We start from the raw sequence: 13,034 nt of genomic DNA on the forward strand, positions 1-13,034 counted from the left end.
GGGATTATCCCTTTGTGATGGTCCCTGGATAGTTCTCCTTTAAAAAATGAACCTGAAACCAAGCTAGTAAAACGAGTAAAGCACATCACTTTTTTTAAATAAGTGATGTGCTTTATTTTTGATAAGCTACTTATATGGATACAGGCTTAGAGGAAGGATTATCTTGATTTTCTAAATTGTTTACAGCTTCTTCACTTGTATCGACATGCTGAACAAATAGGGCTAATACTAAGGCAACAATATTGACCCCAAGAGCCACGTAAAAAGAATATTGAATTCCAGACAATAATGCCTGCTGCGTTAACGCTGCTCTAGAAGTCTCTGTTAATGTCGTTGGATCGATCCCCTTCATTAAGCTTAAAGCCTCTGATTTTGTAACAGAATTCATAATGGTAACTAGGATAGCAGTACCAATAGAGCCTGCTACTTGTTGGGCTGTATTGTTAATAGCCGTGCCGTGTGGATTTAACCGGGTAGGTAATTGATTTAACCCATTGGTCATAATTGGCATCATAACCATAGACATCCCAAACATACGAAGCGTGTAGACAAAGATAATATAGGTGTAACTTGATTCAAGCTGCAGATGGGCGAGCATGAAAGTCGAAACGGCCGTAACGCCAAGTCCCACTACCGCTAAAATTCGAGGGCCCATTTTATCAAAAAGTTTACCCGTGATAGGCGACATAATCCCCATTATAATGGCACCAGGTAACATCATTAAGCCGGAATCAAGTGGTGAAATACCACGGACATTTTGAACATACGCTGGAGTTAAAATCATACCTGAAAACATAGCAACTGCGTTAACAATCGAAATCACCGATCCAAGTGCAAACATGGGGTATTTGTAAACACGCAAATCTAACAATGGTGTATCCATTTTTAATTGGCGAATACCGAATGCAATGATAGCAATCCCACCAACAATTAGTGAGGTTAAGACCATCGCATCGGACCAGCCATCAGAGCTGGCAGAACTGCAGCCATATAATAATCCACCAAAACCAATACAAGATAAAATAACGGATACGTAATCTAGTGTGGCATTTTTGTTTTGTTCCATGACATTGTCAAGTTTCCAAATGGCTAGTAATAAACTTATTACGGATAATGGCAGAATCATTTCGAAAAGAACCCGCCAGTCGTGGTATTCGACAATGTAACCAGAAAGGGTAGGTCCGATAGCCGGAGCCGTAATCATCACTAAACCGAAGACTCCCATGGCGGTACCACGTTTTTCACGTGGGAAACTAACTAGCATAACATTCATTAATAAAGGTCCCATGATCGAAGAACCTGCTGCTTGAACCATACGACCTGTTAGCAATACACCAAAGTTTGGTGCAAAGGCTGCTAATTCTGTACCAATTGTAAAAATCACCATTGATGTAATGAATAATTTACGATTGGTGAAGCGTGTTAATAAAAATGCGGACGCCGGAATTAATACACCACTGACAAGCATATAGCCGGTTGATAGCCATTGTACTGTAGAGTAATCTTTAATTTCTAAATCCACCATAATTGATGGTAAGGCAACGTTTAATAACGAATTATTTAGAAATGAAACAAAAGCACCAACAAATAAGATAACGATCATTAAATATGGTGTTTTTTTATGTTGTAAAGTTGAATCCATCTACTCATCCCTTTTTTAGATAATTAATTACGTTAATTAGTTTATACCTTAAGTATAAATAAATCAATATATTCATACTTAAGGTATAAACTAGTTGTATTTTAAGGGCGAGAAATTTATACTTATAGAGAGAGGTGATAGGAGGGCGGCATGAATAATCGAAAAAGAAAAGTAGCAGACGTGGCATTAAAGTTATTTGTGGAGAAAGGAATTCAGCAAACCTCCATTCAAGAAATTATTGAAAAGGCTAATATTTCTAAAGGTACTTTTTACAATTATTTCTCCTCAAAAAATGACTGTATTGCCGATATATTAGAAATACTTCGTTATGATGCAAGCCAGCAGCGAATTGCGATGCAAATTGGCAAAGATACAAAAGACCGTGACGTGTTGATTGAACAAGTTACCATTTTAATCCAATTGAATGAAGAACGAAATCTCTATCCACTATTTGAAGCGATTTTAACTTCGAATGAAACAGAACTGAAAAAATTAGTGCTGCAGCATCGAATGATTGAAATGGACTGGCTTGCCAATCGGCTTATTGAAGTCATGGGGGAAGGTGTTCGAGACTATGCTTTTGAAGGAACCGTTTTGTTTAACGGGATGCTGCAAAATATGTTATTTACCATCCGAATGTCATCTAGTACGTATTCTTTACATGATTTAGTATATGGGATTTTGTCCTATACCGAATTGATTTTGCAGGATATGATCAAGAATGACAGGTCCATGTTAAATGAATCTGCCATTGATTTTTTTCGAGCGAATGTTCCTAAAAAAATGGTAACGATAACAGAGTTAATGGAGTTCGGTAGTCAACTTCAGCAACAACATAAATTTAATGAAGAGCAACAAGATTTATTTGAAGTTATTATCAACGAATTACAACGTGAACGGATCCGGAAGATTGTCCTTAAGCCATTATTAAAACCATTTCAACAATTATTTAATGAAACCATCATTGAAGCGCAAGTGCACACATTTACAAATTTTATTTGGTATTATTTGAAGACGATTTAAAATCTTCTGAGTTCGTCATTTTAAAAACTAAGATAGAAAAAAGGGAGTGGAGATATCCACTCCCTTTTTTAGGTTTACGAAAGATATAAAAATAACGACATAAAGGGAAGGGAAACTTGATAGTTAATCAAGTTCTACGTATAAAAACTGTTCATATAATGAAAGGAATATACTTTGTATTTTAATTTTTGCAAAAAAAAGATAGGAAAAATACTTGGGGTCGTTTAATGGAGGGACATATATGTTTTTTCATGAAGTTCAAGCGGGTGATTCCTTATTTACAATCAGTAATAAATATGGAACTTCTATAGATCAGCTCCGCCTTGTGAACGGTCTAGATGAGCCTAACATTGTTCAGGGGCAAGCATTGTTAATTCCTTTATATACTTATATCGTTCAGCCAGGTGATACATTGACAGCGATTGCAAGAAAATCTTTTTTATCACTTGAACAACTCACCACTGCAAATCCTACCGTTAATCCTCAAACATTACAACCAGGGATGAGCCTAACGATTCCTACTATTTCAAACTTTCATGCATCCACACTTAGCTTTTATGTGGTTCGAAGCCCGGAATTAGACCAGACTTTGATTAGTGATTTTGCACCCTATAGTACAGCCATATCGATGTTTGAATATCATTTTTCTAGTAATGGTGATATTGTAAACACCTTAAATGATTTGACTGCTATTCAAACAACTTGGAAATTTCGGGTTAGACCGCTTGTAACCATAACGAACTTAACTTCTGAAGGATTTAGTCCCAACCTCGTAAACCAGGTTTTAAATAATCCTACTTCAAGGACTAACCTTGTAAATAATATTACGTTTCTAATCACTAATAGGGGCTATGGCGGAGTTAATATCGATTTTGAGCGTATTTTGGCGGAAGATCGAGATATTTTTACAGGTTTTTTAGGTGAATTGCGAGATCGTTTGAAGCCTCTAGGTCGTACGTTAACGATTGCTTTGCCTGCAAAAACCAGTGATGAAATTTCCTGGTTAAGGGGGTATGATTATGGGGGAATAGGTTCAGTCGTGGACTTCATGTTTATCATGGCATATGACTGGCACCATGCTGGCAGCGAACCAGGACCTGTTGCTCCCATTACTGAGGTGAGAAAGACGATTGAATTTGCTATCAAGTATGCTCCTCACAGGAAAATCATAATAGGCATGCCATTATACGGTTACGATTGGATGATTCCATACATTCCTGGAAGAGTTGCCCCAGCTGTATCAAATCAAAATGCTGTGGAAATGGCTATAAGGTACCAATCACCAATACGATATTCAAGAGAATTTGAATCTCCTTTTTTTCACTATCGAGACGCACAAGGAGCAACACATGAAGTTTGGTTCGAAGATGTAAGAAGCATGGGGGAAAAAATGTTACTTATTCACGAATATAAATTACAAGGACTTGGAGCATGGCAATTAACGCTGGGATTCACACCGGGACCTTGGCTTATTTCAAAGTTTTTTTCAATTTTAAAGGTGTGAAAGTATTGGAAAACCAAAGGGACGGATCCAGTTGGCTCAGCCTTCTGGAGTCCCTTGGAGTTATGTAACTACATTGAATACGTATAGTAATTCTGTGAATGATAGCTTCTAAATCCACATGATTCATAGAGCTTTAGTGCATGGGCATTTTTAGCCTCTACCTCCAGAAAAACAGACATGCCTTTTTGATCCTCCATTTTAACAACCCTTGAGAGAGCCCTTCTCCCAATTCCTTTTCCCTGGAGTTGGGGAAAAATCGCAAATCCATAAATCCACGCTTCACCATCCGCTTCAGCCACGCGCATTTTTCCGGCTGTTTTTCCATTTGCTTCAATGATAAGATTTTGCTCACTATTGTTCTCTCTGATTTTCAGATTAAACGCACGAGCTTCCTCTTCAGCAAACCCAAATCCTGAGACCTCTAGCTGTATTTCAGCTTCCAAATCCTCGACTGTCGTAGAAGGTCTAACGATAACAGCTGGGTCCTCTATTAATTCTGTCTTTTGCCACTTCATCTGATATTCTGCAACCGCAAAGGTACATGGAAGATTTTTTATAAATTCCTTTGCAGATTCGGAATCGGTTGGTGCATTTAACAAGATCGTCTTAAATCCTCGTTTTTTGACTTCCTCCAGCCCTTTTTCTAGTAAATTAGAAAAAATACTTCTTCTACGAAAATCAGGGTGTACCATACCGCAAAGCTCAACCTTATTTCCAAACCCATAGCTGCCCAGAAAACCAACAAGCTTGCCGTCATCATAATGGAAAAAGTCTTCTTGTTCATTACCGGCTCTATTTTCAAGCATGTCAAAATTCAGCTTCAGTTGGAAGCCGCCATGTTCCTCGCATTCCTTTTGTAGTGCTTTTATGGAAGCCAGCTCATCCTTGGTTAACATCATAATCACCTCTGTTCCTCACTCTCTACTTTATTTCTATGATGAAATCATTTTTTCCTGCTATTAAAATCAATTAACTCCACTTGCATGGTCTCATGTATTAAATTTGGTTTTAGGAAGGTATTTTTTAACATGAAATAGAATTACTCTACAATCTTGTTATCTTTCTTAACAAGGAATCTAGAGAGAAAGAAATACTGTTGCTACAGATCCATTTTGAAGGGAGCAATGGAATGAAAACGTTAAAGCTAGATGATTTATTACAGATTAGACAAGAGAATGAACTCCTATTTGCCAATAATGAAAGATCTGTTATCGTTTCGACAAGGGCATTTGGTGCGATGCAGCGTGATTTAATTGAAAATATTGGGATTAATCGGATGAAAGCTTTTTTTTTCAAATATGGGTATCACCTGGGAGAAGAAGATGCTAGAGAGGTTTCGAAAAACGAGTCATTAAGTCTACTTGAAAAAATCGAATTTGGTCCGATTATACATGCCTTAAAAGGACATGCGAAATCCCGAATCACGGAAAAGGATTTTGAAATAGAAAATAACGAAATAAAATCCTTTCGATTTAAGGGGATTTGGGAAAACTCCTATGAAGCAGAACAAAAAATCCGAAATTTTGGTATAAGCAAAGGACCAGTTTGTTATACCTTAACCGGTTTTGCAACTGGGTATATTACCGCTCTCCTAGGGGAGGAAGTATTTTTTAAAGAGCTCCAGTGTGAGGGGGAAGGGGCACCTTGTTGTATTTGGGAGGGGCGCCTTGTCTCGGAGTGGAAGGAGGAGGCAGAAGAATTTTTTTCTTATAGTAAGGAACTTCCCATTCTTAAGGAACTGGAACAGACAAACGAAAAGGTTATGCTGGAAAGGAATAATATTGCACTAGTGTCTAAAACGTATAATGAGTTGACCAATGAGCTTATAAAAGGGAATAACATTGATTCAATTTTAGAAATTTTACATAAACAAATAAACCTGCCGATTGTGATTGAGGATACACGTCGTCAGGTCATAGCGTTAACAGGAATCACACTGGATAACTATGAATCGCTTAGAAAAACATGTAACGATTCAGCTGATAAAAAACAAAGGTATTCAAAAGTGAGCGTTCTTACCTTTGAAAAAGGGACACGACTTATGATCCCTATTTATCTTTTAGGAAAAATCGCCGGGTATTGTTCATTTCTTTATGAGGTAGGAAGGTCACCTAACTATGAGATAGATGCCATGATTATTGACCGATTAGCGTCTATATGTGCACTCTTGTTTTTAAAGGAAAAAGCGGAAATTGAATCAATGGAACAAGTCAAAGGTCATTTTCTTGAAGAAATTATTAGTGGAAAGTATACTCAACAAGAAATTATGAGGAAAGCGGATTTTTTTCAGTTAGATTTATCGGAACACTACCATATCATTGCTCTTACCTATAAGTTTATGAAAAAGTGTGAAGAAAAGGAAATGACGCTTCATAAAAACACCTTTGAGGCGGTGGCTGCTTTTTTTAGAAATAAGGGCATCAATGTCTTAATTGGTCAGCAGCCGGATAGCTTAGTCCTTCTTATTACGGAGAAACAATTAAGCCCGAAAAAGATAGAAAGTACCCTTTTGTCACTAGTAACCTATCTAAAAGGGGAAATAAAAAATGCCCTATTCTTAGCGGGGATTAGTTCTCTAAATAGCAAAATAGTGGATGCAGTTGTGGCCGTTGAAGAAGCTCGTTCAGCTGTACGGATCTCTTCAAGAGATGAACCGATCACAGCTTTTAGTGAACTGGGCATGATCGGAGTTTTGATAAATGATCAAAATGAAAATGCGATTCGAAAAATGATACGGGAAACGCTTGGGATTCTGTATGAGAATTTAGATCGGAATAAAATTGAATTACTTGAAACCCTATATCATTTTCTCGTGAATGGTGGAAACCTAGAACAAACGGCTGAAAAACTGGCTTTATCTAAAAGTGGTCTTCGTTATCGATTAACGAAAATCACGGATCTTCTTTGCTGTGACTTGCGTGATCCGCGAAAACAGTTTCAAATGCTAATAGCACTAAAGGCCTTAAAAATTGTCGACCATGAGAGACTAAAAAATTCAAAATAGTGTTTGTCCTGAAATTTCAAAGAGGTAACTAGATGTCAGATCATCTCTATGGAAATAGTCCATGGTTGGCTGACATTTTTATTTGGGATTAAACTGACATAAAGCGTTAGTATTTTCTGATTTTTCTAACACTTGGTGTCGTTGTAAAGAATTTTCAGATAAACTACCATAAAATTAGTGATCGACATCTTGATCTCCGGATTTTAAAAGTAATCATATGAATGGAGTTGAAGCAATGTACACAGGTAAAGAATATTTGGAAAGTTTGAATGATGGAAGAGTTGTTTATTTAAATGGTGAAAAAATTGAATATGTAACAACCCATCCTGCCTATCGAAATGCTGCTCGTTCGTATGCAAGAATGTATGATGCGCTTCATGATCCAGCTACACGTGATATCTTAACGACAACTACTGAATTTGGTGACAGAACACATAAATTTTTCAAAACTCCTACAAGTGCCGAAGATTTATTGGGTGCACGGGATGCGATTGCTGAATGGGCAAGGCTAAGCTATGGCTTTATGGGACGTACCCCCGATTATAAAGCATCCTTCACGGGACATTTAAATTCGTTTGCTCATTTTTATGAGGGGTTTGAAGATAATGCGAAGGCGTGGTATAAAAAAACCACAAAGGATTTGCCATTTATTAATCATACCATTATCAATCCGCAGGTTGACCGCTCAAAACCGCTTCATGAGAATAAGGATGCCTTTGTCCGTGCTGTTGCTGAACGTGATGACGGCATAATTGTAAGCGGTGCCAAAATGGTTGGGACGGCATCTGCATTAACGCATTATAACTTTGTTGCCAACTATGGACCCAATGATCTGGGAGAAGGGGATAATAGTCACGCGCTTATCTTTTTTGTTCCGATGAATGCCCCGGGACTAAAAATGATAAGCCGCCAATCATACGAATTACTGGCAGTAACAAACGGGACACCATTTGATTATCCACTATCCAGCCGCTTCGATGAAAATGATGCGGTTATTGTGTTAGATAATGTCTTTATACCGTGGGAAAATGTATTGGCCTATCGAAACATCGAAGTTTCGAATAATTTTGCAAAAGTAAGCGGTTTTATCCCTCGGTTTACGTTCCATGGTTGTACAAGGCTGGCAGTTAAATTAGATTTTATGACTGGCCTATTGTTGAAAGCAACTGAAGCCGCAGGGACGAAAAATTTCAGGGGTGTACAGGCAAAAATAGGAGAAGTTGTAGCACTAAGAAATATGTTTTGGGGTCTTTCTACAGCGATGGCAACGGATCCTGATCAGGGGCCAAATGGTTTAGCCATTCCAAACTCATTTTCAAGTTCAGCTTATAGAGCGTTAGCTCCATTAGCCTGGGTAAAAGTGAAAAACATTTTTGAGCAAGTCGTTGCAGGTGGATTAATTCAATTACCTTCCAGTGCAAAGGATTTCCTAAATCAAGATTTAAGACCTTACTTGGATACTTATTATCGAGGAACAGGGATTAATGCAGAAGACCGTGTTAAATTACTGAAAATGGTCTGGGATTCCATTGGTACTGAGTTTGGGGGCCGTCATGAGCTTTATGAAGTAAATTATGCCGGAAATCATGAAAATATTAATATGGAAGCATTATTCCATTTCGAAGCGTCAGGTGCAGCAAATCAAACGAAAGCGTTTGTAGAATCTGCCTTAAGCGATTATGACTTAAAAGGATGGACAAACAAAACATGGCTTGATGCAGCCGAAAAACAATCAGTTAAATTATAAAGATGAATAATGGACGTCCTATAGGGATATGATTCATGACCAACTGACGTGTGTCCAGGGGAAATAGTTTATGTAGTTCAGTTAACTACTAAATTTTCCCCTGATCTCCACAATAAATAAATAAATTTCACCTTTTCCAATAGCCCAGCCTCTCAGAAATTAACTCTCCGGAACGGATGAGTTCACTTACTAAATAGGGAATCCGTTGTTTCAAGAATCGAGAGCTTGGTCCGACTAGATTGATAGCTGCAATAACATCACCTGTATGATCTCTTACGGGAGCAGAAACGGAGGTTACTCCTAGATTGAATTCTTCCATGCTGACTGAGTACCCTTGATGTAGGATGGTTTTCAACTCTTGTCTGAATACATTTGGATCTGTGATGGTATGTGGCGTTATAGATGCAAGTCCATTTCGGGTAACAAGATCAACGAAATAGCTGCCACTGTGGGCTAGAAGGAGCTTACCTGAGCTCGTGCAGTGCGCATAATTTTGTAATCCTAAGTGCGATGGTAGTTTATAAGAGTTTTTACTTTCCACTTTGCATAAATAGACCACGTGGTTTTCTTCTAAGATCGCAAGGTGAGCCGTTTCCCCGCATTTATGGGCCAAATGGGTGAGAACCGGAAGGGCTTCAGTATGGAGATCGATATTGCCAAGGACGATTGAGCTAAACTCTACAACAGATAAGCCCAATTCATATTTATTTGTTTCGCTATTTTTATGAACTAAACCTTCCGATGCAAGTGTGGCAAGAATTCTTTGAACACTGCTTTTCCCCAGTCCCAACTCAGCAGCAAGTTCACGCACTCCTTTTTGCGGCTGATCCATTTTAAACGAGCGTAAAATTCTGATCGCATTTTTTACTGATGAAAGTAGATTTTCTTGTTCTTGAATCATATTTTCCTCCGATTAAAAAAATATTAAAAAAATTCGGAACGTGTCCCTTATAAAGGGACGATATGTTGAAGGCAGGAGTCAAAGTCATTACGATAGAATCATACATCAGGATTTAGATTATTTAGAAAATTTTGGAGGTGGAGATAATGTAAACGTTATCATTTTCCGTATAGTTCGTCAATATAGGTTATTCATGCTTAAAAAAACATAAATTTAAAAAAGATGAATCCAGGGAGGAACGGAAAAATGACAATTTTTAAGGAACCAAATTTTGATGTTGCACAACTCGCACACGTGGAGATTCTTTCTCCAAAACTTGAACAATCAGTTGAATTTTTTACAAGATTTTTAGGAATGGAAGTAACTGCTCGTTCTGGTAGTTCTGTATATCTTCGCGCTTATGAAGATTTCTATCACAATACCTTAATTATCACGGAGGCAGAACAAGCAGGAGTAGGACATGTCGCTTGGCGTGCAAGTTCCCCTCAAGCTCTTCAACGCCGTGTAGAGGAACTCGATAAAACAGGATTAGGTAAAGGATGGATCGAAGGGGATATTGGTCATGGTGAGGCCTATCAGTTTATGACACCAGACGGTCATTTAATGGAAATTTTATGGGATGTGGAGTATTACAAGGTTCCAGATGAGCAGAGGTCCAAACTATTAAATCGTCCTTCTAAGCGGCCAGATCGTGGTGTACCTGTACGTCGTCTCGATCATATTAATTTAATGACCTCTAACCCAGGAGTAGATACAAATTTCTTGATCGATAATCTCGGGTTCCGTCTAAGAGAGCAAATTCAAGACAATGGCCATGTCCTTGGCAGCTGGATCAGCGTTTCCAATCTTGTTCATGAAATTGCCTACATGCAAGAGCCAAATGGGGTAAAAGGGAAGCTCCACCACCTTTGCTACTGGTATGGAATCCCTCAAAATCTTTATGATGTGGCGGATTTGCTTAAAGATCATGGTGTTTCCATTGAAGTTCCTCCAAATAAACATGGAATCAGCCAAGCCTTCTGTATGTATGTGATTGAACCAGGCGGAAATAGAATCGAATTGTTTGGAGACGCCGGTTATATTATTACAGACCCAGCTTGGAAACCGGTCGTATGGGAGATGAAGGATGTACCTGGCAACGGTGATACTTGGATTGGTACCGATTTCCCTGTTTCTTGGTGGACGCAAGGTACACCGATTACGAAAGTAGAGTCTGTTGAAACAGTAAAACCTTAATTCATAGAATCCTAGAAAGCGGGGTGTGAGGTCTTGTCTAAAGTAAAAGCGGCGATTCTTGGGTCCGGAAACATTGGAACGGACTTAATGTACAAAATTTTAAAAAATGAAGGGCATATGGAATTAGCATTGGTGGCAGGTATTGACCCCGAATCAGAAGGACTGGCCAGAGCTCAGGCGAAGGGAATTCGTACGAGCCATTATGGTATTGAGGCGATATTGGAAGACCCTGAGATTAAAATTGTCTTTGATGCGACAAGTGCTAAAGCGCATAAGCTGAATGCCCCATTACTGCGCGAGAAGGGGAAATTAGCGATTGACATGACTCCTGCGGCTGTCGGCCCATTTGTGGTGCCAACCGTAAATTTGAAGGAGCATCTGGAATCGATGAACGTCAACTTGATTTCCTGTGGCGGTCAGGCCACTACACCCCTGGTTCATGCAGTCAATCGCGTGGTACCTGTTCACTATGCGGAAGTCATTACAACGGCAGCCAGTGTTTCGATCGGCCCGGGAACTAGACAAAATGTAGATGAATTTGTTCAAACAACTGCAAATGCCGTCCAACAGGTTGGCGGAGCGAAACTAGCAAGGGCCATTCCGGTGTTTAATCCGGCGGAACCCCCAATTAATATGACCAATTCTGTCTATGCAGTCATTAAAGAAGAGTTTGATGAAGAAGAGGTTATTGCATCGGTTCAATCGATTGTAGCGGAGATATCAAGTTATGTTCCGGGATACAAGTTAAAAGGTACTCCATTTATTGATGTTCGCGAAACCCCTTGGGGTCGGTTACCAACAGTCGTGATAATGAATGAGGTTGTCGGCGATGGGGACTTCTTCCCTACCTATGCGGGGAATTTGGATATCATGACCGCATCGGCATACAAAGTGGGAGATTTATTTGCCGCACATTTTCTTGGAGCGAAGGAGGTAATCCGATGAAGATTCCTAGACTGACAGATACCACACTAAGAGATGGCGACCATGCTATTAGTCATAGTTATACGCCGGAAACAGTCCGAATAATTGTTCGTAATCTAGATGAAGCAGGTGTCCGTGTCATCGAAGTCAGCCATGGTTCCGGTTTGAATGGGTCGACGATTCAGCAGGGGTTTTCGATCCATTCGGAATTTGAACTGATAAAAGCGGCGGTTGAAACGGCAAAACAGGCAAAAATTGCTTCCTTGTTCGTTCCAGGAATTGGAACGAGCAAGGAGTTAAGAGAGGCTGCGGAAATAGGCATTTCTGTGATCCGAATCGCCGTTCATTGTACCGAGGCAGATGTAACAGAGCAGTATTTCCGTTTAGCAAAAGAACTAGGTCTCGAGGCAGTGGGCTTTTTGATGATGTCTCATACGCAGCCAGCAAAGGTGCTGGCTGAGCAGGCGAAGCTGATGGAATCCTATGGTGCTGATTGCGTCTATGTGGTCGATTCAGCAGGGGCACTTGTTCAAAGCGGTGTTAGGGAAAGGGTAACTGCTCTAAAGGAAGTGTTATCGATCGAAGTCGGTTTTCATGCTCATAATAATCTTGGATTAGCAATTGGCAATACCATCACAGCGCTTGAAGCGGGAGCCGACCAAATTGATGGCACTTTAAGGGGATTAGGAGCAGGGGCAGGGAATGCACCAACGGAAGTACTAGTAGCCGTACTTAATAAAATGAACGTAGATACAGGAATGAATCTAGCGATTTTAATGGATGTCGCAGAGGAAGTTGTCGCGCCGTTGATGGAGGCACCGATTTTGATCGACCGTGACAACTTATCGAGTGGATATGCAGGGGTATATAACAGCTTTTTATTACATGTTAGGCATGCAGCGGAAAAGTTCGGTGTCAAGGCTTCAGAAATTATGGAGGAATTGGGTAAAAGAAAGGCCGTTGCCGGTCAGGAAGACTGGATTTTGGATGTAGCAGTTGAACTAGCAGAGAAGAAAAGGGTAAAGGTTTAGTAGTAGAGAGAGGAGGAATCAT

At 39.5% G+C, this 13,034-nt stretch carries 10 protein-coding genes; 7 read left to right on the forward strand and 3 right to left on the reverse strand.

Translation table 11 applies throughout. The features are described from left to right. Positions 1-130: 130 nt before the first annotated feature. On the reverse strand, positions 131-1,642 hold the full coding sequence (locus tag AC3ANL_RS11395; RefSeq protein ID WP_488329325.1) for a DHA2 family efflux MFS transporter permease subunit: 1,512 nt from the start codon (positions 1,640-1,642) through the stop codon (positions 131-133). A 150-nt stretch (positions 1,643-1,792) separates the two neighbouring features. Between AC3ANL_RS11395 and AC3ANL_RS11400 the strand changes: the two genes are divergently transcribed. Together AC3ANL_RS11400 and AC3ANL_RS11405 are read left to right on the forward strand one after the other, a co-directional pair. Then, positions 1,793-2,665 carry a TetR/AcrR family transcriptional regulator gene (locus AC3ANL_RS11400; protein WP_488329326.1) on the forward strand — a complete coding sequence of 291 codons (873 nt, stop codon included), beginning with the start codon at positions 1,793-1,795 and terminating at the stop codon, positions 2,663-2,665. Positions 2,666-2,906: 241 nt separating this feature from the next. Further along, a complete protein-coding gene (locus tag AC3ANL_RS11405) occupies positions 2,907-4,169 on the forward strand; it encodes a glycosyl hydrolase family 18 protein (protein ID WP_488329327.1) in 1,263 nt (420 codons plus the stop codon). Between the two features lie 68 nt (positions 4,170-4,237). Here AC3ANL_RS11405 and AC3ANL_RS11410 read toward each other — a convergent pair whose 3' ends face one another. Then, a complete protein-coding gene (locus tag AC3ANL_RS11410; RefSeq protein ID WP_488329706.1) occupies positions 4,238-5,068 on the reverse strand; it encodes a GNAT family N-acetyltransferase in 831 nt (276 codons plus the stop codon). A 230-nt stretch (positions 5,069-5,298) separates the two neighbouring features. On the opposite strand from AC3ANL_RS11410, the gene AC3ANL_RS11415 reads away from it, so the two are divergent. Both AC3ANL_RS11415 and AC3ANL_RS11420 read left to right on the forward strand, forming a co-directional pair. Then, positions 5,299-7,173: a XylR N-terminal domain-containing protein gene (locus AC3ANL_RS11415; protein WP_488329328.1), complete on the forward strand. Its 1,875-nt coding sequence runs from the start codon at positions 5,299-5,301 to the stop codon at positions 7,171-7,173. Between the two features lie 235 nt (positions 7,174-7,408). Further along, positions 7,409-8,920, forward strand: a complete 1,512-nt coding sequence (locus AC3ANL_RS11420; protein WP_488329329.1) for a 4-hydroxyphenylacetate 3-hydroxylase family protein — start codon at positions 7,409-7,411, stop codon at positions 8,918-8,920. A gap of 127 nt (positions 8,921-9,047) precedes the next feature. Here AC3ANL_RS11420 and AC3ANL_RS11425 read toward each other — a convergent pair whose 3' ends face one another. Continuing rightward, positions 9,048-9,821 carry an IclR family transcriptional regulator gene (locus tag AC3ANL_RS11425; protein ID WP_488329330.1) on the reverse strand — a complete coding sequence of 258 codons (774 nt, stop codon included), beginning with the start codon at positions 9,819-9,821 and terminating at the stop codon, positions 9,048-9,050. A 246-nt stretch (positions 9,822-10,067) separates the two neighbouring features. On the opposite strand from AC3ANL_RS11425, the gene AC3ANL_RS11430 reads away from it, so the two are divergent. Genes AC3ANL_RS11430 through dmpG form a run of 3 tightly spaced genes read left to right on the forward strand, consistent with a single transcriptional unit; the run spans position 10,068 to position 13,012 of the window. Next, complete coding sequence (locus AC3ANL_RS11430) at positions 10,068-11,057, forward strand: catechol 2,3-dioxygenase (protein WP_488329331.1); 990 nt, start codon at positions 10,068-10,070, stop codon at positions 11,055-11,057. Between the two features lie 33 nt (positions 11,058-11,090). Beyond that, positions 11,091-12,002: an acetaldehyde dehydrogenase (acetylating) gene (locus AC3ANL_RS11435; RefSeq protein ID WP_488329332.1), complete on the forward strand. Its 912-nt coding sequence runs from the start codon at positions 11,091-11,093 to the stop codon at positions 12,000-12,002. Continuing rightward, on the forward strand, positions 11,999-13,012 hold the full coding sequence (dmpG, locus tag AC3ANL_RS11440; protein WP_488329333.1) for a 4-hydroxy-2-oxovalerate aldolase: 1,014 nt from the start codon (positions 11,999-12,001) through the stop codon (positions 13,010-13,012). Before AC3ANL_RS11435 ends, dmpG begins: the two co-directional genes overlap by 4 nt. The last annotated feature ends 22 nt before the right edge of the window (positions 13,013-13,034 follow it).

This window comes from Neobacillus sp. DHD-1R, assembly GCF_057747995.1.